Source organism: Paraburkholderia sp. HC6.4b (assembly GCF_014200875.1).
GTDB lineage: Bacteria > Pseudomonadota > Gammaproteobacteria > Burkholderiales > Burkholderiaceae > Paraburkholderia > Paraburkholderia tuberum.
Genome location: NZ_JACHDC010000030.1, coordinates 13,823 through 37,869 on the forward strand (window position 1 = coordinate 13,823; position 24,047 = coordinate 37,869).

The 24,047-nt window shown below is 64.5% G+C and carries 22 protein-coding genes and 1 pseudogene; 8 read left to right on the forward strand and 15 right to left on the reverse strand.

Annotated elements, in window-relative coordinates:
- Window positions 1–50: 50 nt before the first annotated feature.
- Together HDG34_RS34985 and HDG34_RS34990 are read left to right on the forward strand one after the other, a co-directional pair.
- Window positions 51–758, forward strand: a complete 708-nt coding sequence (locus HDG34_RS34985) for an SDR family NAD(P)-dependent oxidoreductase (RefSeq protein ID WP_184067560.1) — start codon at window positions 51–53, stop codon at window positions 756–758.
- A gap of 139 nt (window positions 759–897) precedes the next feature.
- A complete protein-coding gene (locus HDG34_RS34990) occupies window positions 898–1,362 on the forward strand; it encodes a RidA family protein (RefSeq protein WP_184067563.1) in 465 nt (154 codons plus the stop codon).
- Window positions 1,363–1,430: 68 nt separating this feature from the next.
- Here the strand turns inward: HDG34_RS34990 and HDG34_RS40300 are convergent.
- The 8 genes and pseudogenes from HDG34_RS40300 to HDG34_RS35030 form a co-directional block, all read right to left on the reverse strand.
- A pseudogene (locus HDG34_RS40300) lies at window positions 1,431–1,616 on the reverse strand (acetolactate synthase, large subunit, biosynthetic type); the annotation flags it as partial.
- Between the two features lie 121 nt (window positions 1,617–1,737).
- Window positions 1,738–1,938: a copper chaperone gene (locus HDG34_RS35000; RefSeq protein WP_184067569.1), complete on the reverse strand. Its 201-nt coding sequence runs from the start codon at window positions 1,936–1,938 to the stop codon at window positions 1,738–1,740.
- A 48-nt stretch (window positions 1,939–1,986) separates the two neighbouring features.
- The gene (locus HDG34_RS35005) at window positions 1,987–3,216 is read right to left on the reverse strand and encodes an MFS transporter (RefSeq protein WP_184067572.1); all 1,230 of its coding nucleotides are present in this window, start codon (window positions 3,214–3,216) and stop codon (window positions 1,987–1,989) included.
- Between the two features lie 91 nt (window positions 3,217–3,307).
- The gene (locus HDG34_RS35010) at window positions 3,308–4,831 is read right to left on the reverse strand and encodes an efflux transporter outer membrane subunit (RefSeq protein ID WP_184067575.1); all 1,524 of its coding nucleotides are present in this window, start codon (window positions 4,829–4,831) and stop codon (window positions 3,308–3,310) included.
- Entirely contained in the window at window positions 4,828–5,904 is a 1,077-nt protein-coding gene (locus tag HDG34_RS35015) for an HlyD family secretion protein (RefSeq protein ID WP_184067578.1), read from the reverse strand. The genes HDG34_RS35010 and HDG34_RS35015 overlap by 4 nt, the downstream gene beginning before the upstream one ends.
- A gap of 12 nt (window positions 5,905–5,916) precedes the next feature.
- A complete protein-coding gene (locus HDG34_RS35020; RefSeq protein WP_260321438.1) occupies window positions 5,917–7,389 on the reverse strand; it encodes an MFS transporter in 1,473 nt (490 codons plus the stop codon).
- A gap of 557 nt (window positions 7,390–7,946) precedes the next feature.
- Window positions 7,947–8,483, reverse strand: a complete 537-nt coding sequence (mug, locus tag HDG34_RS35025) for a G/U mismatch-specific DNA glycosylase (protein ID WP_221309357.1) — start codon at window positions 8,481–8,483, stop codon at window positions 7,947–7,949.
- 31 nt (window positions 8,484–8,514) lie between these two features.
- Window positions 8,515–9,486 carry a GlxA family transcriptional regulator gene (locus HDG34_RS35030; RefSeq protein ID WP_184067587.1) on the reverse strand — a complete coding sequence of 324 codons (972 nt, stop codon included), beginning with the start codon at window positions 9,484–9,486 and terminating at the stop codon, window positions 8,515–8,517.
- 419 nt (window positions 9,487–9,905) lie between these two features.
- Between HDG34_RS35030 and HDG34_RS35035 the strand changes: the two genes are divergently transcribed.
- From HDG34_RS35035 to HDG34_RS35050, 4 genes are read left to right on the forward strand one after another with little or no spacing between them, the layout of a single operon-like run.
- The gene (locus HDG34_RS35035; protein WP_184067590.1) at window positions 9,906–12,803 is read left to right on the forward strand and encodes a 2-oxoglutarate dehydrogenase E1 component; all 2,898 of its coding nucleotides are present in this window, start codon (window positions 9,906–9,908) and stop codon (window positions 12,801–12,803) included.
- A 6-nt stretch (window positions 12,804–12,809) separates the two neighbouring features.
- The gene (locus tag HDG34_RS35040; RefSeq protein ID WP_184067593.1) at window positions 12,810–13,415 is read left to right on the forward strand and encodes a GlxA family transcriptional regulator; all 606 of its coding nucleotides are present in this window, start codon (window positions 12,810–12,812) and stop codon (window positions 13,413–13,415) included.
- Window positions 13,415–13,714, forward strand: a complete 300-nt coding sequence (locus tag HDG34_RS35045) for a helix-turn-helix transcriptional regulator (protein WP_184067597.1) — start codon at window positions 13,415–13,417, stop codon at window positions 13,712–13,714. Before HDG34_RS35040 ends, HDG34_RS35045 begins: the two co-directional genes overlap by 1 nt.
- Window positions 13,714–14,643, forward strand: a complete 930-nt coding sequence (locus HDG34_RS35050; RefSeq protein WP_184067600.1) for a LysR family transcriptional regulator — start codon at window positions 13,714–13,716, stop codon at window positions 14,641–14,643. Before HDG34_RS35045 ends, HDG34_RS35050 begins: the two co-directional genes overlap by 1 nt.
- 60 nt (window positions 14,644–14,703) lie before the next feature.
- On the opposite strand, the gene HDG34_RS35055 is transcribed toward HDG34_RS35050, so the two are convergent.
- From HDG34_RS35055 to HDG34_RS35075, 5 genes are all read right to left on the reverse strand, one after another.
- Window positions 14,704–16,014 (reverse strand): HlyD family efflux transporter periplasmic adaptor subunit, encoded by a 1,311-nt coding sequence (locus HDG34_RS35055; protein WP_184067604.1) that lies wholly within the window; start codon window positions 16,012–16,014, stop codon window positions 14,704–14,706.
- Between the two features lie 34 nt (window positions 16,015–16,048).
- Window positions 16,049–17,569: an efflux transporter outer membrane subunit gene (locus tag HDG34_RS35060; RefSeq protein WP_184067607.1), complete on the reverse strand. Its 1,521-nt coding sequence runs from the start codon at window positions 17,567–17,569 to the stop codon at window positions 16,049–16,051.
- A 54-nt stretch (window positions 17,570–17,623) separates the two neighbouring features.
- On the reverse strand, window positions 17,624–18,061 hold the full coding sequence (locus tag HDG34_RS35065) for a MarR family winged helix-turn-helix transcriptional regulator (protein ID WP_184067764.1): 438 nt from the start codon (window positions 18,059–18,061) through the stop codon (window positions 17,624–17,626).
- 106 nt (window positions 18,062–18,167) lie between these two features.
- Window positions 18,168–19,730, reverse strand: coding sequence for a DHA2 family efflux MFS transporter permease subunit (locus tag HDG34_RS35070; RefSeq protein WP_184067610.1), 1,563 nt, complete (start codon window positions 19,728–19,730; stop codon window positions 18,168–18,170).
- An 85-nt stretch (window positions 19,731–19,815) separates the two neighbouring features.
- Entirely contained in the window at window positions 19,816–20,253 is a 438-nt protein-coding gene (locus tag HDG34_RS35075; protein ID WP_184043427.1) for a MarR family winged helix-turn-helix transcriptional regulator, read from the reverse strand.
- A gap of 196 nt (window positions 20,254–20,449) precedes the next feature.
- On the opposite strand from HDG34_RS35075, the gene HDG34_RS35080 reads away from it, so the two are divergent.
- Both HDG34_RS35080 and HDG34_RS35085 read left to right on the forward strand, forming a co-directional pair.
- Window positions 20,450–20,872, forward strand: a complete 423-nt coding sequence (locus HDG34_RS35080) for a VOC family protein (protein ID WP_184067612.1) — start codon at window positions 20,450–20,452, stop codon at window positions 20,870–20,872.
- A 200-nt stretch (window positions 20,873–21,072) separates the two neighbouring features.
- Entirely contained in the window at window positions 21,073–21,783 is a 711-nt protein-coding gene (locus HDG34_RS35085) for an SDR family NAD(P)-dependent oxidoreductase (RefSeq protein ID WP_184067615.1), read from the forward strand.
- A 31-nt stretch (window positions 21,784–21,814) separates the two neighbouring features.
- On the opposite strand, the gene HDG34_RS35090 is transcribed toward HDG34_RS35085, so the two are convergent.
- Entirely contained in the window at window positions 21,815–22,759 is a 945-nt protein-coding gene (locus HDG34_RS35090; protein ID WP_184067618.1) for a LysR family transcriptional regulator, read from the reverse strand.
- 166 nt (window positions 22,760–22,925) lie between these two features.
- Window positions 22,926–24,026: a nitronate monooxygenase family protein gene (locus tag HDG34_RS35095; protein ID WP_184067620.1), complete on the reverse strand. Its 1,101-nt coding sequence runs from the start codon at window positions 24,024–24,026 to the stop codon at window positions 22,926–22,928.
- Window positions 24,027–24,047 lie beyond the last annotated feature (21 nt).

Here is a 24,047-nt window from a genome sequence, read left to right on the forward strand (position 1 = left end):
ATCGATTCGAACGGCCAGCAGGCCAGATCAATCACACTGTGAGACAAACCATGAGCACTTCCAAAGTCGTCATCGTCACCGGCGCATCGCAAGGCATCGGCGCTGAAACCGTCAAAGCCTTCCGCGCGCAGGGTCATCGCGTCGTCGCCACGGCTCGTTCCATCGCACCGGCCGTCGAGGCCGACTATGTCGCCGTGGCCGGCGACATCGGCGACGCCGCTACCGCCCGCCGCGTCGTCGACGCTGCCATCGAGCACTTCGGACGCGTCGATACGCTCGTCAACAACGCGGGCATCTTCATCGCGAAGCCGTTCACGCAGTACACCGCCGAAGACTACGCGGCGATCCTGAACGTCAACCTGAACGGCTTCTTTTACATTACCCAGTACGCGATCGACGCGATGCAGAAGCACGGCAGCGGTCACGTGGTCAGCATTACCACGACGCTCGCCGAAAAGGCGAACAGCAAGGTTCCGTCGGTGCTCGCGTCATTGACGAAGGGCGGCCTGAATGCCGCGACGCGTTCGCTCGCCATCGAATATGCGCGCGCCGGTATCCGCGCCAACGCGGTGTCGCCCGGCATCATCAAGTCGCCGATGCATCCCGCCGAATCACACGCGACGCTCGCCGGGATGCATCCGGTCGGGCGCATGGGCGACATGAGCGACATCGTCAATGCGATCCTCTATCTCGACTCGGCACCGTTCGTGACCGGCGAGATCCTGCATGTGGACGGCGGCCAGAGCGCAGGCCAGTAAGTGGTCTGGCGTCACCCGCACTCGCCCGGCAAGCCGACCCACACCGCACCCATGACGCGATTCATCGTCAGTGCGGGTGTCCGCACATTGCGCGCATGATCTGATTCGCGCGCTCGACGCCCCACTCAAGGAGCCCACCATGTCCGTCCAACAGAAACTCGCAGAACTCGGTCTCGAACTGCCCTCTCCTGCGCAACCGCTGGGCAGCTATACGGCTGTCAGCGAAGCCGGAAACCTGCTTTTCATCTCGGGACAGGTGCCGCTGTCCGACGGCAAAATGGTCTATTCGGGGCGTGTCGGCGAGAACCTGACGCTCGAAGAGGGCCGCAAGGCTGCCCAACTCGCCGCGCTCAACGTACTCGCGCAGATCTCGCGTCATCTCGGCGGTTTCGAGCGCCTGCATCACATCGTTCGCGTCGAGGGGCACGTCAGTTCCGCCGATGGATTCTACGGGCAGCCCGCCGTGGTCGACGGCGCTTCGGATCTGTTCGCTGCCGTGCTCGGCGACAAAGCGGGACATGCGCGTTCAGCGTTCTCGCATAGCCAGGGTCCCGCCGACGCCGCTGTCGTGATCGTCGTCATCGCCGAATTCCTGTCCGCCTGATCGACGCGCGCCAGGCGTGACGCACGCCCTTCCCGCTTGGCGGCGCGGGCCTCGAAACGCCTCCAAACGTGCTTGCCGCCAGCCTCCCGCTGATCGCGAGACGGGATGAAAGGCCCGGTGATCATCTCCGCATAGCTTTGTCCCGGCCCGACCATGGGAAACACATCGGCGTTCTGGTCGATCATGACTTCGAGGAACGCCGGTCCGGCGAATTCGATGAACGCCCTGAGTTTCTGTTCCAGTTCAGCGAGCGATTCGTCGGCGCGGCGGTCGGTTACGACGAAGCGGCTTCGGATGGCGGCGGCAATCGCGCCGCGGCCCATGCCTGGCGTCAGCGATCCGCCCGCCGCGATACGCGCGCGGGCGTCGTTGGAGTCACCACTCCTTGACGGCCACCTCGTAGTTGTCGTCGTAGAACGCGACGAGAAATTCCTCGGGCATCAGCCACGAGTCGACGCTCACGCTTTGCGTGCCAACGTCGACCGCGACTTTCGCGTCGGGATCGACCGACTTCATCGCATGCTCGAGCCTGGTAACATCATCTGCACGGATTTCAGTTTTCATCGAGAACTTCATGTTTCACCTCACCAGTCATCTACGTTCGAACCAGGCGGCGGCTCGCGATCAATCCGGGCTCGCCTGGACCTCGACCACCGTCCCGCGAGGCGTGCCGATCCAGTGAATCGCGGCGGCGAGACTGCCGAGCGCGATACCGAACGCGACGATGCCCGTCCAGCCATAGCGTGTCATCAACCAGCCGCTGACCGTCGCGCCGACAGCACCGCCGAAAAAGGTGGCCGTCATATAAAGACTATTGATGCGGCCCTGCGCTTTCGGATCGACCGCGAACGCGCGCGTCTGGTTCGATACGAGACCGGACTGCACGCCGATATCGAGCACGATCACGCCCACGATCAACAGCGTCAGCGAGCTCGCCGCGCCCGACAGCAGCAGATACGCGAGCGTGACGATGCCGATGCTAGCGCCGATCACCTTGCGGAACCCGACCCGATCGGTCGCATTGCCGCCCAGTGAAGCGGCGAACGCGCCGGCCGCGCCGATCACGCCGAAGCCGCCTGCCCATGCGCTGCCGAGATGCCACGGTCCGCTCGCGAGAAGCGCGGCGAGATTGACCCAGAACCCGTTGAAGCAGGCCCACAGCAGGGCCTGGATCAGCATCGATTCGCGGATCGGCCGATTGTCCCGCGCGAGCGGCCACAGCGAAGCGAGCAGGCGCCCATAGGAGAGATTCGTCGACGGCACGCCGCGCGGCAGCAGCGCCGCGGCCGCGATCCAGACCGGCACCATGAAGGCCGCTTCGGCGACGTACACCGCGCGCCATCCATACGCTGCGCCGATCACGCCGGCGATGGTACGGCCGGTCAGGATGCCGACCATGATCCCGCTCACGACGGTGCCGACGTTACGCCCGCGCTCGCTTGGCAACGACATCACGGCGGCGAACGGCACCAGCTGCTGCGGAACGCAGCTCACGATGCCGAGGCCGAACGACGCCGCGACGAGCGCCCAGATGCCGGGCGCGACGGCCCCCGCGACGCCGAACACGCAGGCGAGCGCGATCTGGATCAGCACCAGCTTGCGGCGATCGAACCGGTCGCCGAGCGGCAGCAGCAACGCGAGCCCGCTCGAAAAACCGAGCAGTGCCGCGGCGGCGACGAGATCGACCGTCGTCACGTCGACGCGCAGACCCGCGGCGATCAGCGGAAGGATCGGCTGCGTGCAGTAAATGTTGGTGATCACCGCGCCGGCGATGATCGCCATCATGACGATCTTGCCGCGCGATGCGAATGCGGGCGTGGCGGCACTATCGGCCGAATGGGTTGAATCGCGCATGACAAGCTCCTTGTTGTTCGTTCGCTCCGGTATTCGCAGCGACATGCCGCGATCCAGTTCCAGTATTGAACGGCGGGCGGCACGTTGCCCGTTATCCGCCGTAGGTCGACTCCCATCCCCCTCCCAGCGCTTTACAGAGCGTGATCAGATTGGTCGCGGCGGTGGCTTTGCTCTTCTGCAGATTGCTCTGCGCTTCGAGCAATTGCCGCTGCACGTTCAGCACGTCGAGATAGTCGAGCGCGCCCGCCTTGTAGCGTTCCCGCGCAACGGCCAGCGCGCGCTCGTTCATGCTGACGGCCGTGGCGAGCCGATCGCGGCGGCGTTGTTCGGCGTCGTAGGTGACGAGCGAATCGTCGACTTCCCGCCACGCGCGCAGCACCGTCTGCCGGTAGACGATGGCGGCTTCCTGTTGTTGTGCTTCACGCAGTTGCAGCGTGCCCTTCAGACGGCCTCCCTCGAATATCGGCAACGTAATCGAAGGCCCGACGACGAACTGCCCGGACGCCCAGCTGGCGAGATTCGACAGTTGAAGACTCTGAAACCCCGCGCTGCCGTTCAGCGTGATGCGTGGATAGAAATCGGCCTTCGCGACGCCGACGGTCGCGGTTGCCGCATGCAGGTCCGCCTCCGCCTTGCGGATATCGGGCCGGCGCTGCACGAGCTCGGACGGGAAGCCGATCGGCACCTGCGCGGGCAGCACCGGCACCTCGCGCGGTTCGGCAAGCGTCTGCCGCAGCGCACCGGGTTCCTGCCCGAGCAGCAGCCCGATCGCGTTGATCGTGGTCTCGCAGTGCGACTCCAGCGTCGGAATCAGGCTTTCGATGTTTTCCACCTGTGCGGCAGCGTTCGACACGTCGAGATCGGTCGTGACGCCTTCATGCGCGCGAACCCGCGTGAGCTTCAGCACATCGTTGGCGATGTCGAGGTTCTGTCTCGCGATCTGCAGCAGATCCTGCGTGTCGCGCAGCTCGATATAGTCGCGCGCCAGTTCCGCGCGCGCTCTCAACAGCACCGCGTTGCGGTCCTCGTATGACGCCTGGGACAGCGCGCTCGCCGCTTCGACGCTGCGTCGCACGTGCCCCCACAGATCGATCTCCCACGACGCATCGAACCCGGCCTGATACAGGTTATAGGCGGGCGAGCCCGCCGAGCCGGGCAACGGAGCCACGCCCAGCGGCGCGCTGCCGGAAGCCGATTGCGGTTGGCTTTGCGTCGGCGTGACGCCGAGCAGCGACAGGATGCCGTTCTGGCTGCCGCGTTCGCGGTTGTACGAGGCGGCGCCGTCGAGCGTCGGGTTTTCGGCAGCGCCGGCAACGCGCCGCTCGGCCCGGCTTTGCAGCAAACGCGCGGAGGCCGCGGCCACGTCGAGGTTGGCGTCGGCCAGCTGCTTTTCCAGCTGGTTGAGTACCGGATCGTTGAACAGCGTCCACCAATCCGGACCGAACTGGGATTCCACCGCCCGGCTCGGCGACTGCGCGGTTTGCGTACGCTCGAAGACCTGCGGCGTGGCCGTCTGTGGACGTTCGAAATTCGGACCCACCGTGCATGCCGTCAGCGCGACACAGGTCAGAAGCGCTGCGACGATCGCGCGCGCAGAGTAGTTGCTCGTGTTCATTCTCTTTGCGCTCCCTCGGCCGTCGCTTCGCCGCTGTGGCCCACCACGACGTCCGCTTCGACCGAGAGCCCCACGCTCAATGCCGCTGCACTCGCCTGTCCGCGATCGATCGTGATCTTGACGGGCACCCGCTGCACGACCTTCGTGAAGTTGCCGGTGGCGTTGTCGGGCGCGATCGGCGCAAAGCTCACGCCGGTCGCCGGCGCGAGGCTATCGACACGGCCGCGGATCACGATGCCGGGCAGGCTATCCACCGTCACGCGTACGCCTTCGCCCGGTCGCATGTTGGTGATCTGGCTCTCCTGGAAGTTGGCGACCACGTACGCGTCCGACAGCGGCACGATCGCCAGGACTGGCGCGCCGGGCGTCACGAATGCGCCGACCCGCGCCGAACGGCGGCCGACCTTGCCGTCGACGGGTGCGCGGATCTCCGTGTACGACAGGTTGAGCTTCGCCTGCTCGAGCGCCGCCTCGGCGTGTTCCAGCGCGCCCGCGGCCTTGTCGCGCTGCGTGCGCAGCACGTCCAGATTCTGCTCGGTGGCCAGCAACGCCGCCTGGTCGTGCGACTGCTGCGCAAGCTGCTGCGCGAGCGTGCTCGAAGCGCGTTGTTGTTCCTGCGCCGTCCCCGCGCCGGCGTCGGACAGGTTCTGGTAGCGCGACGCGTTGGCCCGCGCAAAACCGATCGATGCGTCGTCGGCGCGCAGCGTCGCGCGCGCCTGCTCCACCAGCGACGGCTGACGCGCAATTTCCGCATCGAAGTTCGCCACCGATGCCTTCGCCGCGACCACTTCCGCCTCGGCGCTCATCAACGCCGCGCGAAAGTCGCGGTCATCGATGCGCACGAGCAGTTGGCCCGCTTTCACGTCCTCATTGTCATTGACCAGTACGTCCGTGATCTGACCCGGGACGCGCGGCGCGACGAGCGTGAAGTCCGCGGTGACGTAGGCGTCGTTGGTGGACTCGGTATTCGGGCTCGCGAGCAGCCTCGTGCAGCCCCATGCAGCGAGGCCGACGACGCCGATGACCGCGGCAGCACGAAAGATCTTCAATGGGGATGGCATAGTCGATGACATGGGAATCGTTCCTCAATGCGAAGCAGGCGGCGTCGTGCTCCACGGCGGATAGATGCGCACCGGCAGCACTGGAACCAGCAGAAGAAGCGCAACGGCGACACACGCCATCAGGCGGTACAGATCGGCGGAAGTCAGAACGACCGCCTGTTCGTGGATCCGGTGCGCGAGCTGACCCAGACCGTAGTCCGCGCCGACGCCCAGATTCGCTATCAGTGGGCGGTTGCCCAGTTGGTCGACCAGCATGCTCGAATGGAAATGCTCGCGCGCGGTCCCCACACTTTCGATGAGCCCGCTCGCCACCGCCGCGGAAAACGTCTTCAGGGAATTGAACATCGCCGAAGCAAACGGACCCTCGGTGGGCGGCAGCCCCGTCGTCACGCCCATCAGGATCGACATGATCACCATCGGCTGCGCGACGATCTGCAACGATTGCAGCAGGTAGAAATTGTCGCGAATCCACTCGGTCGTGATGAAGCTTCCCATCGCGCAGGTCACGAACATCAGCGCGAGACCCGTGGCGATTACCCAGCGGTGATCGGCGCGGCGCGTGTTCAGCAAAGCGGCCGTCAGCGGCAGCGTGATCAACAGCGGCACGGCCAGAAACAACGACAGCGGCGCGGTCTGCAACGGGCGGTACGTATGGACTATCGCGAGATACTGGGCCGGTATTGCCGCCATGCCCACCAGCAGGATCACGGTGCCGAGCAAGGTCGATAGTCCATGCGTGAAATTCCTGCGCGCAAGCAGTTGAAGCTTGAAAAACGGCACCGGCTGACACCATTCGTTGACGAGAAATGCAACGAGCAGCGGCACCCCCGCGCCGAACATCACGCAAATGAACCCCGAATCGAACCAGTCGAGACGATCGCCCTGCAAAAGACCGGTCACCAGCATCGCGACGGCGGGAAATCCGGTCACGAAGCCGATCCAGTCGAACGAGCGAAACCGCTCGAGCTTCATCGGGTCCGCGGGAAGCCCCCGCTGAATCGCGATGCAGCACAGCACGCCGAGCGGAACGATCTGCCAGAACGCCATGCGCCAGCTGACGAACTCCGTCCACACCGCGGCGAGCGGCGTGCCCAGGGCCGGCCCGAAGGTCGCTGTCAGCGCATAGCCGGCGAGGCCATACAGCTTGAGATTGGGCGGCAGATAGCGCAGCGCCACGATGATCAGCATCGGCGGAAGACATCCGCCCGCGATTCCCTGAAGAATGCGCAGCACGTAAAGCGTCGGCAGATTGGGAGCGAACGGGCACAGCAAGCCGAAGAACATCGTCGCGAGTACGGCGCCGATCGTGAACCGCTTCAGCGTGAACGTGATGCCGAACCACGGCGCAAACACCATCGTCGCGACGTTCGCTGCTTCGAACAGCGAAGTGAGCCAGGTGCCGTCGTCATGTCCGATCAGGAACGCGCCCTGGATATCGGCCAGCGCGGCCGCGGTGACCTGCTCGTTCAGGATCGCCAGCAACGACGCGAACAGCATGCCGACGAGCCCGAGCGCAATACGCCTGGTAAAAGCCAACTGCGCAGGAGCCGTCCGGGGCGGCGCCGCTACCACGCGTACAGGACCGCTCTCCAGCGATCGCGGGAGACTCGGCGCTTCCGTTTCAGTCGTCATAGGTTTCAACCCGCTCTGGTTTAGTTAGCTCTACTGCCCGACGCGGACAGTCAGCTGTCGGCTCACCGCTCTTCGTTGCTGTTCACCGATTGCTTAATTGTCAGAGATCGGACCGATTTCTTAAAGCTTCAGCTAGGCGGGTTTTGGGCCATCCAGTACGGAAAATTGGCCAGGCCGTGCTGTGTCGACCGGCTGTGCGCCGCTCGCGCGGCATGGGCGGAAAAGCGTGCGTCGTGACGAACCATGGTGGTTCGTCACGGGCCATGCGATTCAGGCGCTGGTTTGAGTCAAGCGGAACGCTGATGCGCGACCAGCCGTTACAGGCTGCGTGGAACCGACCCGCAGGGCTCGGGCAAAAGCGTGAGACGCGGCTTAGCGCGCCGCAAAAGGCAGCAACGCCCGCCTATGGCGGCAATCGCCGTCTAGTCGGGAAGCGCCAGTTTCGCAGCCAACCGGAGCTCACGGTAGGCGCTCACGAGTGCATCGAGGCTGAACGATCGGTTCAGTCCGCTTGGGTTTGGCAGGACCCATGCGCGCGCACCGGCGAAATCACGGGCTTGCAAGCCCCATTCGATATCACGCTGGCCGGACATTTCGGCGAGCGCCACCTTGCCAAGAAACGCGATGAAGCGCGGCGCGTAGTGTCGAATCTTCAGTTCGAACTGCGCCGCGGCGGCTTGAATCTCCGCCTTCGACAGTTGGTCCGCACGAGCCGTGGGACGTAAGACCGCCGTGGTAAGACCGTATCCACGATTCAACAGTTGCCGGTCGTTCCCGGGGCGAAACTCCTCGTCCGTGAAACCGGCGCGATGGAGAACTCTCCAGAACCGGTTACCCCTGCCTTCGAAGTGGTGCCCTGTCGACGCCGCGCGTAATCCCGGGTTGATGCCGCAGAAGAGGATCGACAAGCCGGACTGAATGATGTCGGGAAGCAATTGCGCCGAATCGTCGTTGGTCAACGACGACACGTCCGCCAGCGCCGCGGTGGGCTCACTGTTGTGCACTCGCCTCCCCTCTGAATCGCATCCGATATTGCTTCGGCGTGACGTTGAGCCGCCGCGAGAATGTCGTGCGCATATGCGTGGCGTTGTGAAAGCCGCATTTGAACGCGACCGTCTTCAGCGGAGCATCGGTATCCTCGAGCAGTTTTCTCGCCGTATCGACGCGCACCTGCTCGACGAATACCGAGGGCGTCACCTTCGCGTGCTTCGCGAATACCCGCGACAATGTACGGCGGCTCACCGAGGCCGCGCTCGCGAGCTCCTCGATCGACAGCGTCCCGGTAATATGCTCGCTCACATATCGATAGACCTTGTGGAGGATCGGATCTTCGTCCTTGCCCGCGCCGATATAGGGGCTGTACTGCGACTGACCGCCTTCCCGCTGGATATACACGACCAGACGCTTCGCGACCCGCACCGCGAGCTCGTGCCCCCAGTCCTCGGCGACGAGCGCCAGACACAGATCGATGCCCGCGGTCACGCCGGCTGACGTGAAAAGCCGACCGTCGCGAACGAAGATCCTGTCCGGCCGCACGTTGGCTTGCGGAAATTCATTGGACAGCCGATTCGCGTCCGACCAGTGCGTCGTGACTTCCTTGCCATCGAGCAGCCCCGCACGCGCGAGCACGAATGCACCATTGCATACGGAGCCGAAGCGGCTCGCGCTGCGCGCCTGATTCTGCAACCAGGTCAGGAATTCATTCGAAGGCTGCGCATCGGGCAACTGAGGTCCGCCCGCGACAAGCAGCAGGTCCCATTGAATGTCACGGTCGGCATAGCCAAACGAAACCGCCAGTTGCATGCCATTCGAGCAGGTCACGGTGCCCGCTTCGCGTCCGACCAGCGAGACCTCGTAGCGCTGATGCTCGGGAAGAAACGTGTTCGCCTCGGCGAACACATCGAGTGGGCCTGCTACATCCAGCGCCTGCACACCATCGAATACAACAATGGCGACTTTCATGCCGTGACCTTCATGGTGGAAACTATGTTTGCGATGCCGTGGCGCAGCTTACCGCATCATCGGCCGCTGATGCCGTCAGCGCCCGGAAAAACTATTGTGTCTGGGCGTAACAAATCTCTCGCCGCAACGATGCCCGACACGAGGTAAGCCAGCACTGCACGCGTGGCCCAAAACTTCGACTAGTTGGCAGACGAACGCACCATCCGCGCATTTCCGCCACAGCATCGATTAACTAGACTGTCTACACGACTGCGACTGGGGATATCACCCGGGCGTGCCGGGAGGTCTCCCGCCAAGGACGGCGCTTGTGACGCGCGTCGATGCCTGGCTGTTCGGTGGGTGGCTACAAGCAACGATAGTCGTCACTCCATATGTTGCGGCCGGCTCACGGCCGCACAGCGAGCAAGGGCAGATTCATCATGTTGAAGGAACGTCAGAGCTCTTTCCTGTTCGGGGGCAACGCCCCCTACGTCGAAGAGCAATATGAACTTTACCTGGCTGACCCGAATGCGGTCACAGCCGAGTGGCGGACGTGGTTCGACGCGTTGCGCGACACCCCCGCCATCGATGGCAGCGATCGTGACGACCAGCCGCACGCACCGGTGATCTCCAGCTTCGTCGAGCTGGCTAAACGAACGCCGCGTGCCGTCGTCGCGGCCAGCAACGAAGCCGGTAGCGAGCCCGATAAGCAGGCCAATAAGCAACCCAATAAGCAGGCCAACAAGGAGGCCGCCGACGCGCTGGGCCTCGCGAGAAAGCAGGTGGCGGTGCAAACGCTGATTGCCGCGTTCCGGATGATCGGCACGCGCGTGGCCGATCTCGACCCGCTGGCGTGGACGCCGCCACGCTCCTACGCCGAATTGACGCCGGCCTACTACGGCCTGACGGCCGCCGACATGTCGACCACGTTCAGCACCGCCGACACGTTTCTCTTCGAGGACGACGCGACGCTGAAGGATATCGTTGCCGCGCTCGAGCAAACGTACACCGGCACACTCGGCGCCGAGTTCATGCACCTCGCCGACGCGCAGCAGCGGCGCTGGTGGCAGCTACGGCTCGAATCCTCGCGCGCCACGCCGTCGCTGCAGGCCGCTGAGAAACTGCGGCTGCTGGAGCGTTTGAGCGCAGCCGAAGGGCTCGAAAAACACCTGCACGCGCGCTATGTCGGACAAACGCGCTTCTCGCTCGAAGGCGGCGAGTCGTTGATCGTGCTGCTCGACGAACTGGTCCGGTATGGCGCGTCGAAGAAGCTGCGCGCGCTCGTGATGGGCATGGCGCACCGCGGCCGCCTGAATGTGCTCGTGAATGTCGTCGGCAAGCCGCTGCGCGCGCTGTTCGACGAATTCGACGGCAAGGACGCCGAAAAACTGACGGCCGGCGATGTCAAGTATCACAAGGGCTTTGCCAGTTCGGTCGAGACCGACGCCGGACCGGTCGAGGTGACGCTCGCGTTCAACCCGTCGCATCTGGAAGTCGTCAACCCGGTCGTGCAAGGCATGGCGCGCGCGAAGGCGGATCTCGCCGGCAGCGCCGACGGCGGCGACGTGCTGCCGGTCGAAATCCACGGCGACGCGGCGATGAGTGGACAGGGCGTGGTCATGGAAACGCTGAGCCTTTCCTACACGCGCGGACACGGCACGGGCGGCACCGTCCACGTCGTCGTCAACAACCAGATCGGTTTTACGACTTCCGATCCGCGCGACACGCGTTCGTCGTTCTATACGACGGACGTCGCGAAGATGATCGAGGCGCCGATCCTGCACGTCAATGGCGACGACCCTGAAGCGGTCGCGATGGCGGCGCGGCTCGCCCTCGACTATCGCAGCAAGTTCAAGCGCAGCGTCGTCATCGATCTCGTCTGCTTTCGCAGGTACGGGCATCAGGAACAGGACACGCCCGGCATCACACAACCGCTGATGTATCGCTCGATCGCGGGTCATCCGGGCGTGAGGACACGCTACGCGAACCGGCTGATCCAGCAAGGCGTGCTGACGGCCGACGAGGCGCAACGCTACGTCAGCGCGCGTCGCGAACTTCTCGAGCGCGCGCACGAGACCGTGGGTTCCTATGCTTCGCCGCTAGACGAGGAAGCCGGCGAGCGCTCGTGCTCAGCCGCGCAAACCGGCCCGGCCCGCCACCTCGCCCCGTCGGCCGACGATCTGCGCGGCCTCGCGCAGCGGATCTCGACCGTCCGCGCGGACCTGACGCTGCATGCGCTCGTCAGGAAGATGATGAACGGGCGTCAGGAGATGGCATCCGGAAAACGCCTGCTCGACTGGGGCATGGGCGAACATCTGGCATTCGCATCGTTACTCGCGGCCGGGGTCGGTATCCGACTGAGCGGGCAGGACAGCGCACGCGGGACGTTCAACCACCGGCACGCCGTTCTGCACGATCAGACACGGATACATCGTCCCGATGGGGTCTATGTTCCACTCGATCATCTCGGCGCAACCCAGGGCCGGTTCACCGTGACGAACTCGATTCTCTCCGAGGCCGCCGTGCTGGCATTCGAGTATGGCTATTCGACGGTGAATCGCAATGCGCTGGTGATCTGGGAAGCGCAATTCGGTGATTTCGCCAATGGCGCGCAGGTCGTGATCGACCAGTTCATCGCGGCGGGCGCGGCCAAGTGGGGACAACACAGCGGCCTGACGCTGTTCCTGCCTCACGGGCAGGAAGGCCAGGGTCCCGAGCACGCGTCGGCGAGGCTCGAGCGCTACCTGCAATTGAGTGCGCAAAACAATATGCGGGTTGCGGAACCGACCACGCCCGCGCAACTGTTCCATTTGCTGCTGATGCAGGCCCGCGCCTCTGAACGGCGCCCGCTCGTCGTGATGACGCCCAAGTCGCTGCTGCGCCACCCGGAGGCGACCAGCACGTTCGACGAGTTGAGTCACGGCGAATTCCGCGAGGTTCTGCCGGACACCCAGATCGACGCGTCGCGCGCGACTGATGTGGAGCGTGTGATCGTGACGAGCGGCAAGGTCTACTTCGAATTGCTCGCGCATCGCCGCAGCGTCGGTATGACCGACACCCCGATCATCCGCGTCGAGCAGCTCTATCCGTTTCCGGCGCAACAACTGGCCGCCGAGCTCGCTCGCTATCCGAACCTGAAGAGCGTGGTCTGGTGCCAGGAGCAAGCGCGCAATCAGGGCGCATGGAGTTTCGTCGAGCCGCTGCTACGCGAGATTCTGCCTGCCGGCACGACGCTGCTGTACGCGGGACCTGATGCTTGCGCATCGACCGCGCCGGGATCGCATGCGGCGCATGTGGCGACACAATCCGCGCTCGTGTCGCGAGCGTTCACCGGCTGAGTGCGCATGCGTGTCGCGATGATGCTCTATGCGGGATTTCAGCTGCTCGAGGTCAGTGGTCCGATGGATGTGTTTCATCAGGCCAACCGCCTGTATGGCGGCGTCCTCTATGAGGCGCATCTGATCGGGCCGTCGCCGGGGCCGGTGTTTTCGTCGAACGGGACGGCCGTGGGTACGACCGAGTGCCTATTCGATACGCGCCCGCCCTTCGATATTGTCGTGGTGCCTGGCTCCCCGGTGGTCGGTTCTGCCCGTGAGCATCGCAAACTCGTGGACTGGTTGAGCGATGCGGGACCAAGGACCCACAGGCTCGCCTGCATTTCGAACGGCGCGTTTCTGCTTGCAAGAGCCGGTCTCGCCGATCGCCGCTGGCTGACCACGCATTGGCGCGACGCTGACCGCCTCGCGGCCGAATATCCGCTGGTCCATGTGATGTCGAATCCTGGCTGCCTGAAGGATGGCAACCTGTACTCGTCGGGCGGCGCGAGTGCGGGCATCCATCTCGCCCTGTCGCTGGTGCGGGAAGACCTCGGCGAACATGCGGCGGGAACGATCGCCACGGCGTTGCTGACGCCGCCGGCACGAAGCGCCGGGCACACACGGAGTAATTGATGATCGACACGAACCTGATTCACAAGGCTCTCGCGAATCCGCTGCGGCGCGACATCCTCGCGTGGTTGAGAGCCCCCGCCGAGACCTTTCCGAACGGCTATCTCAACCATGGCCGCGGCGTACCCGTGCACGTCATCCAGGCACGCAGCGGTCTGGCCCAGTCGACGGTATCAATGCATATCGCCGTGCTCGTCGAAGCGGGACTTCTGGTTCCGAAGCGAGTCGGCCAATGGATTTTCCTGTCGCGCAATGAAGAAGCGATACGGACATTTACGGAACAGGTTCGCGTGCATTTGTAATGGACAAGCTCAACATGATGCGGATATTCGTCCGCATCACCGAAGAAGGAAGCTTCACGGCAGCGGCCTCGCGCCTGAACATTCCGACAGCCAACGCGTCGCGGGCGGTCGCGCAACTCGAGACGCATTTGCGCACGCGTCTGCTGCACCGAAGTACCCGGCGCGTCGCGCTGACCGAGGCGGGCGAGCGATATCTGGACCGCTGCCAACAGATACTCACCTCTGTCGACGAGGCCGAAGCCGAGGCAGCCAATGCGCAAGTCAGACCCTCGGGGCGGCTGCGCGTGCATGCGTCGCCAGGCTTTGGCACGACCTGTCTGGTGCCGGCAGCGGTCCGGTATCAGGAGCGCTATCCTGCCGTGTCGGTCGAGCTGACGTTATCGTCAGGCACGCCGGATCTTCTCGACGATGGCTACGACCTGATGCTTCGATTGAGTGCGACGCAGCTGCCCGACTCGGGGCTCGTTTCGCATCGGCTCGGAGAGGTCCACAGCGTGCTCTGTGCAGCGCCCGCTTATCTGCACGCGCGCGGTACGCCGCACACGGTACAGGACATTCGGGGTCACACTTGCCTACAGTTCGTTATGTCGATTTTCCCGCGCGATCGCTGGCATCTGGACGGACCCGACGGCCGTGAAACGGTCGAGCTTCCGAAGGCGGCGGTCGAAATCAACCTTCCTGACGCGCTCGGTGTCGCGCTGCGCGAAGAGGTGGGTATCGGAGCGCTGCCGATGTCGAGCGCGCTGCCCTCGCTCGACAGCGGCGCACTGGTGCGCGTGCTGCCGCAGTATCGGCTGCAGAAACTGACGGCCTTCACGGTCCATGCGTCGCGTCAGTATCTGGACGCCAAAATCAGGACTTTCGTGGATTTCCTGCGCGAGGCCGTACCGACGGCATTGGCCGAGGACGAGGCGGCGCTCGGCCGTTGAGCCCCGCCTCGGTGACCTGCCGCTTCACGCTGTGTCGCGACAGGCTGCGCTCGACGCGCTTCAACCCGCATTTGCCTTGTGTTCGTGCGACGCCACGCGTTGCGATTGCGATGGCGATTGCGGTTGCGCGGCCATCGCGCGGGAGATCATTTCGTTTTGCTTGATGATCTTGTCGATCTCGGCGTCGGCCTGCGCATCGTAGTGCGCGAAAACATCGGTGCGATAGCGCGTGTTCTGCGCCGCGCCCAACTGCGAACCGGATTCGTCGCGCGTGTCGGCGTCGACCGCCATCGACAGGCCGATACGCAGCGGATGCGCGGCCAGCTCGGCCGGGTCGAGCGCGATGCGAACCGGCAGCCGCTGCACGATCTTGATCCAGTTGCCGGTGGCGTTCTGCGCCGGCAGCGTCGCGAACGCGCTGCCGGTGCCGGCCGAAAAGCCCTCGATACGCCCGTGATATCGCGCGCCGCTACCGTAGACGTCCGATGTCAGCGTGACCCGCTGGCCGATCCGCATGTGCTTGAGCTGCACTTCCTTGAAGTTCGCGTCGACCCATACGCCGTCGAGCGGCACGATCGCCATCAGCGGCGTGCCGGGCGCGACGCGCTGGCCGACCTGAACCCGGCGCTGCGCGACGTAGCCGGTCACCGGAGCCGGCAACGTATCGCGCGCATAGGCGAGCCACGCGGTCCGCACTTTCGCGGCGGCGGCCTGCACGTCCGGATGCTGTTCGACCGTGGTGCGGTCGGTCAGCGCGTGGTTGGCTTCGCCCTGCTGGCGCGCGGCGTCGAGCGCTGCCCGCGCGACGCTGACCGCGTCGCGGGCGTGCGCGATGTCTTCGGCGGACACGGCGCCCGTGTCCGCGACGGCCTCGCGACGATGCAGGTCGTCGCGGGCGCGGCCCAGATCGGCTTCGCGCTGAGCGACGTTCGCGGCGTAGAAGTCGTTGTTGACATACAGGCCGCTCACGCGCCGCACGGTCTGGCCGAGCTGCGCTTCGGCATCGGCAAGCGCCAGTTTTGCATCGGCTGGATCGAGCGTGACGACAGGGTCGCCCTGCTTCACGATCTGCGTGTCGTCGGTGTTGACGGCGATCACGGTGCCGGTGACCTGCGGCGTCAGTTGCACGAGATTGCCGCTGACGTACGCGTCGTCGGTCACTTCGTGATATCGGCCCTCGGTCAGATAGTACCCGCCGTAGGCCGCGCCCGCGAGCACGACCGCAGCGCCGAGCAGCGCGATCAGGCGTTTGCGGCGTGCCGGCGGCGTGGCCTTGTTGTCGTCTTGGGGCGTGGCAGGCGCTTGCCCGCCGGTCTTCTGTTCGTCTTCCCGATCCGCCAGTTCGCGGTCGGTCGTGATCGAATCGCTCATTGCAGTTCTCCTGATAGGTTTTCCGACCTGCCGTTCAACGTGCGGCAACCGCGGCATTGGCTTGACGGGTCGGGACGGCGGCGACGTCCGCGTGATGGTCGGTGCTGGCCGACGTATCGACGTAGCCGCCGCCTAACGCCGACGCGAGCTCGATCTGCTGGTCGCGGCGGTTCATCTTCAGATTGGCGATCGCCTCGTCGGCGTTCAGCGCGGTGACGTCGGCATTGAGTACGGTCAGCTGGTTGGTGAGGCCGGCCTTGTATTGCGTGGTCGCCAGTCGATCGGCATCGCTCGCGGCCTGCTGCGCGGCCTGCGCATCGCCGAGCTGCGCGTCGCTCGAGCGGATCTGCGCGATCTGCGTGGCCACGCCGCTCAGCGCGCCGATCAGCGTCTGGTTGTAGGTCGCCACCGCATAGTCGAACTGGGCGTAGCGGCCCTTCAACTGCGCGCGCAACTCACCCCCATCGAAGATCGGCAGATGGATCGCCGAGCCCACCGAGGCCGTGCGACTCGCGGCGCTCAAAAGGCGGCCGAAGCCGAACGCGTCGAAACCGATCGCGGCGCTCAGGTTGATGTCGGGATAGAACTCGGCCTTCGCTTCCTTCACCTCGTGCGTGATCGCATCGACGCGCCAGCGCGCCGCGACGATGTCGGGCCGGCGGCCCAGCAGATCAGCCGGCAGGTTGTCCGGCAGACGCACGTCGTCGCCGACGCCGAGCGTCGGCCGCGTGATCGCGAGTCCACGGTCGGGACCCTTGCCAAGCAGCGCCGCCAGTTGATACCGGGTGGTCAGGATGCTGCCGTCGAGCGCGCTGACGCGCGCACGGCTCGTGAACAGATTCGCCTCGGCCGTCTTGCGCTCCACTTCGGTATCGAGGCCGTTTGCGATGCGGCTCGCGGTGATGCGGTCGATCTGCTCGCGCCGCGCGACTTCCTGCTGCGCGATGTCGCGCAATGCGTAGAGCCGCGCCAGCTCGTTGTAAGTGCGGGCGATCGAGGTGTCGAGCGTGAGCCTGACGACTTCCACGTCGGCCTCGCTCGCGGACGCCTCCGAGACAGCCGCGCGCAGCGCCTCGCGGTTCTTGCCCCACAGGTCGAGATCGTAAGAAGCGCTCAGCAGCCCCTTGTTCTCGGTCTGCCATGAGCCGGCGTACGGCGGCGGAATCAACGCGGTGCTGCTGTACTGCTGGCGCGTCAGCGTGTACGACGCATCGACGCGCGGCAGCGTGTTCGCCTTCGCCGTTTCGCTATAGGCTTGCGCCTGCTCGACTCGCGCGCGCGCCTGGTCGAGCGTGGGGCTACCTTGCAGTGCCTCGGCGATCAATGCTTTCAGTTGCGCGTCGCCGAACTGGTCGACCCAGTCGGCGGATGGCCAGTGCCCCTGCTCTTGCGGGAGGCTCTGGGACGTTTCCAACTGTCGTGGTTGAACGATCTGCTTGTCGCTGTGGATGCCCGCATAGTTTGCACATGCCGCCAGCACGGCGAAGGAGATCACCGAAACACCGAGCTTCAGCGAACGGGCGACGGTGTTTGCCCTAGAAGTCTGCGTTTTCATTTTCTGACAAATCAGATTAATGGGTAAAAAAAGCGCGGCACACGGCCGCGCCGCTCAATCGCCTGTGAACTTGCGAAGCAGGCGGTCCAGCTCGGCAAACTCGGCCTTCGTGAATTTGCGCAAGCGGGCGTTCAACACATGCGGCGCGACTTCCGGAATCCGTGCGGCGACTTTCTGCCCCTCCGCGGTCAAGGTCAGATTGACCACGCGGCGATCTTGCGGGTCGCGCGATCGTACCAGCAGCCCCTTCGATTCCAGCTTGTCCAGCATCCGCGTCATCAGGCCGGTGTCGATTCCGAGCAGCTTCGACAGCTCGAAAGGCGTGGTTGCCACACCCTGCTTCAGCGAAAGCAGGATGCCCATCTGCTGGCCGTTGATTTCGAGGTCCTTGAGCGCCGCGTCCATTTCCGCGACGACGACGTTACGGGCCTTGACGAGCCTGAAGCCGATACTGTTCGTAAGCATGAAGTTCTTCGTCGTGTAATGGTCCATGGCGGTGTCCTCCTCGTTGATTTGAACAATATCTGCATTATCAGATAATGTCAAGAAAAGGATGGTCTGTTTCATTTTCCGTCCGAACCAGGTTGCCAAATTGGATTCAATGTCCGCCGGCGGCTGCCGCGCCCGCGGCACCACCCTTGGCCGGCTTCGTCACCCAGATCAGCGGGATGATGACGACAAAGATCACCGCCGAGATCCAGAAGATGTCGTTCAGGCCGAGCATCGTCGCCTGCGCGTTCAGCGAGGCTTCGTAAAAGGCCGTGGCCTTGGGAACGCCCGCGTCCAGCGCCGCCTGCAGGTGCGCGATCGCGCCGGTAAAGCCAGGATCGTCCACGCTCGATTGTTCGGCAAGTCGCGCATGGTGCAGAATCGTGCGGTCGTTCCACGCGGTGCTCATCAGTGACGTGCCCACCGCGCCGGCAAAAATCCGCGCGAAGTTGGACAGACCCGCCGCCGCCGGAATCTCCTCCGGCTTCAGACCCGACAGGATGATCGCGGTGAGCGGCGTGAAGAACAGCGCGGTCGGAATGCCCTGCAGCAAGGTGGGCAGCACGAGCGTCCAGGCGTCGACGCCGGTCGTGTAGTTCGAGCGCATGAAGAACACGCCGGCGAATCCGACGAACGCAAGCGTGGCAAGCACCCGCATGTCCGAACGAGGCATGATCTTGCCCATCACCGGGGCGAGGATCACGGCGAAAATGCCGAGCGGCGCGGTCACGAGCCCCGCGTCCACCGCCCGGTAGCCGAGAAAGCCCTGAATCCACTGCGGCAGGATCACGAGATTGGCAAAGAAGATGGCATAGGCGACCGAAATCGCAATCGTGCCGCCGAGAAAGTTACGTCTGGCGAAAAGCCGCAGGTTGACGATCGGCTTTTCCTCCGTCAATTCCCAGATCAGGAAGAACAGGAAGCTCACCACGGCGACGATCGTCAGCGCCCAGATCACCGGCGAGCTGAACCAGTCGAGGTCGCGGCCCTTGTCGAGCATGATCTGCAGCGGTGCGACCCATGCGATCAGCGAGATCAGGCCGACCTTGTCGATCGGGAGCTTGCGGGCCGGCGTCTCGCGGTCGCGGTAGATCGCCCAGATCGCGCCCGCGGCGAACAGGCCGACCGGCACGTTGATGTAGAAGATCCACGACCAGCTGTAGCTGTCGGTGATCCAGCCGCCGAGCGCCGGGCCCGCAATCGGCCCGACCGTCGCCGTCATCGCCCACAGCGCGAGCGCGCTCGAGCTTTTTTCCTTCGGAAACGACGCAAGCAGCATGGCCTGCGACAACGGCACCAGCGGCCCTGCCACCGCGCCCTGCACGACACGGGCGGCGAGCAGCACCATCAGGTTCGGAGCGAGGCCGCACGCCGCCGATGACAGCACGAACAGCAGGATCGCCCCGACGAACAGCCTGACCTGGCCGATGCGCTGCGTGAGCCACCCTGTCAACGGAATCGACACCGCGTTGGCCGCGGCAAACAGCGTGATGACCCATGTGCCTTCGTCGATCGACACACCGAGGTTGCCGGACAGCGTAGGAATCGCGACGTTGGCGATCGACGAATCCAGCACATTCATGAAGGTGGCGAGCGCCACCGCAAACGTGCCGAGTGCAAACTTTGCGCCAGTCAGTTGGGCCGGCGCGCCCGGGTTGGTCGATGGATTCATGTCACGTCCTCGTCTCGGTTCGAAGCGCCCGTCAGTCGCGGGCGATTATCTGCAATGTCAGATAAATGGTTAAAAAAATGCCGCCTCAGCGGTCGAGCAGTCTTGAAAGCAGCAGGCTCAACGCGTCGAAATCGGACTTCGAGAAATGCGAAAGCCGCTCGCTCCATGCTCCCTGGATAACCCGTGTGTTCCGGGCGGCGACGGTCTGCCCTTCCTGCGTCAACGACACATCCACGAGGCGACGATCCCTGCCGTTGCGGGCGCGCTCGATCAATCCGCTGTTTTCGAGCTTGTCCAGCACTCGGGTCATCCGAGCCGGGTGGACGCCCGCCAATTTCGACAGTGCGGCCGGTGTTTTCACTCTCCCGCGCGCTAGCGTAAGCAGAACGCCGCGCTCCTGCAGATTCAGTCCTGCATCCGCGAGCCCCGCCTCGAGTTCGCTTGCAATCAGCTGACGCGCCTGACCCAGCACGGACACCAGCTTCTGCGTGCGCTCAAAGTCTTCGTTGATCGAATCATCCATCGGTCGCCTCCTCGATATCTGACTTTAATATATTTGACTATGCAGATTGATGCAAGCGGATTTCCTCGCCGTATGCGCTACATGGTGTAAAAACTGAATTGAACTGCCGGCGACTATTGTCGCGATTCCTTGGGGCGAAAATCTTTCCGGCGCGGATTCGGGCGCTGCCCGCTCTCACTTCAGGAGTGACAGAAGGATGACTGACAAACCGCTTACGCTGGGCATCGATCACGTCGGACTCACCGTCCGCGATCTGAACCTCACACGCGACTTCTTCGTGAAGTGTCTGGGCTGGCAGCAGGTGGGAGAAAGGCCTGCCTATCCGGCTACGTTCGTGTCGGACGGACATGTCGTGGTGACCCTCTGGCAGGTCACCGATTCAAGCCGCCTCGTCGAATTCGATCGCAAGGTCCATGTCGGACTGCATCATCTTGCGCTGCGCGTGGGCAGCGAGGAAGCACTGCAGGACACCTTCGCGCGCGTGTCCGCCTGGCCGGGCGTCAAAGTCGAATTCGCGCCCGAAGACCTCGGTGGCGGGCCCAAACGCCACACGATGGTGTACGAGCCGGGCGGCATCAGACTCGAATTCGATCACGACCCGCGAACCCAGGCATCGTGAACGCGGATGCGCGCGACAGACCGGCCGACACCAACAGGACCACTGCCGCTACGCGCCATCACTCACCGCTTGTTCCTGCGGCTCACAACTGTTTGTCCGCGCCTTGTGTGCAAAAGCGGAGCACGACCTCATAAATTGGTAGCCATCGGAGCCATCAGTCCGATCACAGATTGCTGATCCAACCTACTTCGAGGTTCACTATGAGTCAGTCTCCCAAAGTCATCGTGGTCACCGGTGCATCGCAAGGCATCGGCGCCGAAACCGTCAAGGCATTTCGCAAGCTTGGCCATAACGTGGTCGCGACATCGCGCGGCATCAAGCCGTCCGACGATCCCAACCTCGTCACCGTGGCCGGTGACATCGCCGATCCGGACACGGCTCGACGGGTGATCGAGACCGCCGTGGCGCGTTTCGGTCGTGTCGATACGCTCGTCAACAATGCCGGCATTTTTGTCGCCAAGCCGTTCACCCAATACACCGCGGAAGATTACGCGACGATCACCGGCATCAATCTCGCGGGCTTCTTCCACATCACGCAGCTCGCGATCGCCGAGATGGAAAAGCATGAGCGCGGGCACGTGGTCAGCATCACGACGAGCCTCGTGGATCACGCGATTGACGGCGTACCGTCCGTGTTGACCTCGCTGACCAAGGGGGGCCTCGCCGCCGCGACCCGCTCGCTCGCGATCGAGTATGCGAAGCGCGGAATTCGCGCCAACGCGGTTTCGCCCGGCATCATCAAGTCACCGATGCACGCGCCCGAAACGCATGCGGCGCTTGGCGCATTGCATCCAGTGGGTCATATGGGCGAGATGAGCGACATCGTGAATGCGATCCTCTATCTCGACTCGGCGCCGTTCGTGACCGGCGAGATCCTGCATGTGGACGGCGGCCAGAGCGCCGGCCACTGAGCGGGCCATGCGATGAAGCGGCGCGCGCCGCTCAATGCGCGCGCGTGCTCGGCGCGGGCGTCGCGGGTTTGGCCAACTGCTCGACGAGAAATTCGACGAAAGCCCGCACGCGCGAGGTCAGGTAGCGCGCGTGCGGATAAAGCAGGATGAATGGCCGCGTGCGTCCGCCCGCTTCGCGCAACACTTCCACGAGCCGACCTTCGCGCAGGTCGTCCTCCACGACGAAGCGATACGTCTGAAACAGGCCCGCGCTGGCACGCGCGAGCGTCACGCCGGCGAGCGCGTCGCCCGAGGTTCCATAGCTGCCCTGCGTCAGCACGTCGCCATCTTCAGGCGAACCCTCGAAGGTCCAGGCGAGATGGCGCCCGCTGCTCGGCAGTTCGAACTGGATGCACTCGTGCGCCCGCAGGTCCTCGACGGTTTTCGGCACGCCCGCGCGCTTCAGATAGGCGGGCGCCGCCACCACGACCATTTCCGCGTCTTCGAGCTTGCGCGCGACGAGATTTGAATCGGCCAGTGCGCGACCGCGTATCGCGAGATCGAAACCTTGTTCCGCAAAGTCGATGTTGCGATTGCTCAGGTGCGTCTCGACCTGGACTTGCGGATAGCGCTCGCGAAACGCCGGCAATAGCGGCAACACGCGATAGTGTCCATACGGCGTCGGCATGCTGATGCGCAGCACGCCGGCCGGCGTGGTCTGCTCGCCCGTCACTTCGCGCTCGGCGTCCATCAGTTGCGACAGGGCTTGCCGGCACTGCTCGAAGTAGCGCCGCCCCGCGTCGGTCAGACGGATCTGGCGTGTAGTGCGCACGAACAGGCGCACGCCGAGCCGTTCCTCGAGCCGCGCCACCGAGCGGCTCACCGCCGCCGGTGTGACACTCGCGGCATTGGCCGCCAGCGTGAAGCTACCCAGCTCCGCCGCGAGGCAGAAGAGCTCGATGCTGCCCAGCAGGAGATCGTCGAATTTGCGTTGCATGCCTGTCCGCCTTTGTTTTGTTGGCTTGAGAACCCGTCGATCGCGGCCGCGCTGGACCGAATGCATGGGGTGCGGAACTGAGGCGGGAAGCTAATCGGACATCGGCCCGCGCATGCCCACGCGTGCCGATGTGTTCCATCTGTGCGCTGGTATTGAAGCTGGACTGCTAGTTCCACACCGATTGCAACCGCTCGATACTTTCTCGCGTTTCGCGTTCCAGTTGCGCCATCAGTTCGCCGGCCGGCAACGAACGCGCAAGCGGCGCGGCCTGGCCCGCCCATTGCGCGCCGTAGCCGAATTCACCCTTGGCCTTGGCGGCTGCATTGAGCGCCTTGCCCGCGTCATAGGTGATTGGATAGGACGGCGTGCGCGGGGCTTGCGGGTCCTCGCCGAGCGCGGTGAAGCGATTGACGATGCTGCGCGCGAGGCGCCCCGAAATGGCCGACGTGAACGTCGTCGAGCGTGCTGCATCGCTGAGCAGCGCGCGGCGATAGCCGTCGTCGATCGAGGTTTCCGGGCACGCGACGAACGCCGTGCCCAATTGCGCAGCCTGCGCGCCCAGCGCGAGCGCGGCCGCGATGCCGGCGCCGTCCATGATGCCGCCCGCCGCGATCACGGGCAGGTCGAACTCGCTCGCGAGCAGGCGCGTCAGCGCGAACGTGCCGAGGCGTTCGTCGCGCCCGGTCGTGTCGAACACGCCGCGATGACCGCCCGCTTCGATGCCCTGCGCGACGATCGCATCGACACCCGCCTCGACGGCCGCCGCCGCTTCGTCGAGATTGGTCGCGCTCGCCAGCAAACGGATGCCCGCGTGCTTCAGTTGCGCGATCACCGCATCGGGCGGCAAGCCGAAATGGAAGCTCACGACGGCCGGCTTCTCCGCGAGCAGCACCGCCTGCATCGCGGTGTCGACGACGAAGCTCGTGTAGATCTCGCTGAGCGCTTGCGGCGGCGTCGCGCCGTATTGCCGGAACACCGGTTCGAGCCACTCGAGCCATGCACGCTCGACGGCCGCATCGGGTGTCGCCGGGCGATGGCAGAACACGTTGATGTTGAAAGGCTTCGTCGTTAGCTCGCGAGTCTGATGGATCGCGCGGCGCGCGTTCTCCGCGTTCATCGCGGCAACGCCGAGCGAGCCGAGGCCGCCCGCGTTCGACACCGCGGCGGCCAGCGCCGGCGTGGTGACGCCGGCCATGGGCGCCTGAATGATCGGCTTGTCGATGCCGAGCGTGCGCAGTAACGCGCGATTATCCGCTTGTGTGCTCATGTTCCCTCCCCACCGGATGCG

What these genes read in the sequence shown, in the direction of transcription:
- HDG34_RS34985 (WP_184067560.1), top strand. Translation starts at nt 51, where the DNA reads ATGAGCACTTCCAAAGTCGTCATCGTCACCGGCGCATCGCAAGGCATC.
- HDG34_RS34990 (WP_184067563.1), top strand. Translation starts at nt 898, where the DNA reads ATGTCCGTCCAACAGAAACTCGCAGAACTCGGTCTCGAACTGCCCTCT.
- HDG34_RS35000 (WP_184067569.1), bottom strand. Translation starts at nt 1,938, where the DNA reads ATGAAGTTCTCGATGAAAACTGAAATCCGTGCAGATGATGTTACCAGG.
- HDG34_RS35005 (WP_184067572.1), bottom strand. Translation starts at nt 3,216, where the DNA reads ATGCGCGATTCAACCCATTCGGCCGATAGTGCCGCCACGCCCGCATTC.
- HDG34_RS35010 (WP_184067575.1), bottom strand. Translation starts at nt 4,831, where the DNA reads ATGAACACGAGCAACTACTCTGCGCGCGCGATCGTCGCAGCGCTTCTG.
- HDG34_RS35015 (WP_184067578.1), bottom strand. Translation starts at nt 5,904, where the DNA reads ATGTCATCGACTATGCCATCCCCATTGAAGATCTTTCGTGCTGCCGCG.
- HDG34_RS35020 (WP_260321438.1), bottom strand. Translation starts at nt 7,389, where the DNA reads ATGCTGTTCGCGTCGTTGCTGGCGATCCTGAACGAGCAGGTCACCGCG.
- HDG34_RS35030 (WP_184067587.1), bottom strand. Translation starts at nt 9,486, where the DNA reads ATGAAAGTCGCCATTGTTGTATTCGATGGTGTGCAGGCGCTGGATGTA.
- HDG34_RS35035 (WP_184067590.1), top strand. Translation starts at nt 9,906, where the DNA reads ATGTTGAAGGAACGTCAGAGCTCTTTCCTGTTCGGGGGCAACGCCCCC.
- HDG34_RS35040 (WP_184067593.1), top strand. Translation starts at nt 12,810, where the DNA reads ATGCGTGTCGCGATGATGCTCTATGCGGGATTTCAGCTGCTCGAGGTC.
- HDG34_RS35045 (WP_184067597.1), top strand. Translation starts at nt 13,415, where the DNA reads ATGATCGACACGAACCTGATTCACAAGGCTCTCGCGAATCCGCTGCGG.
- HDG34_RS35050 (WP_184067600.1), top strand. Translation starts at nt 13,714, where the DNA reads ATGGACAAGCTCAACATGATGCGGATATTCGTCCGCATCACCGAAGAA.
- HDG34_RS35055 (WP_184067604.1), bottom strand. Translation starts at nt 16,014, where the DNA reads ATGAGCGATTCGATCACGACCGACCGCGAACTGGCGGATCGGGAAGAC.
- HDG34_RS35060 (WP_184067607.1), bottom strand. Translation starts at nt 17,569, where the DNA reads ATGAAAACGCAGACTTCTAGGGCAAACACCGTCGCCCGTTCGCTGAAG.
- HDG34_RS35065 (WP_184067764.1), bottom strand. Translation starts at nt 18,061, where the DNA reads ATGGACCATTACACGACGAAGAACTTCATGCTTACGAACAGTATCGGC.
- HDG34_RS35070 (WP_184067610.1), bottom strand. Translation starts at nt 19,730, where the DNA reads ATGAATCCATCGACCAACCCGGGCGCGCCGGCCCAACTGACTGGCGCA.
- HDG34_RS35075 (WP_184043427.1), bottom strand. Translation starts at nt 20,253, where the DNA reads ATGGATGATTCGATCAACGAAGACTTTGAGCGCACGCAGAAGCTGGTG.
- HDG34_RS35080 (WP_184067612.1), top strand. Translation starts at nt 20,450, where the DNA reads ATGACTGACAAACCGCTTACGCTGGGCATCGATCACGTCGGACTCACC.
- HDG34_RS35085 (WP_184067615.1), top strand. Translation starts at nt 21,073, where the DNA reads ATGAGTCAGTCTCCCAAAGTCATCGTGGTCACCGGTGCATCGCAAGGC.
- HDG34_RS35090 (WP_184067618.1), bottom strand. Translation starts at nt 22,759, where the DNA reads ATGCAACGCAAATTCGACGATCTCCTGCTGGGCAGCATCGAGCTCTTC.
- HDG34_RS35095 (WP_184067620.1), bottom strand. Translation starts at nt 24,026, where the DNA reads ATGAGCACACAAGCGGATAATCGCGCGTTACTGCGCACGCTCGGCATC.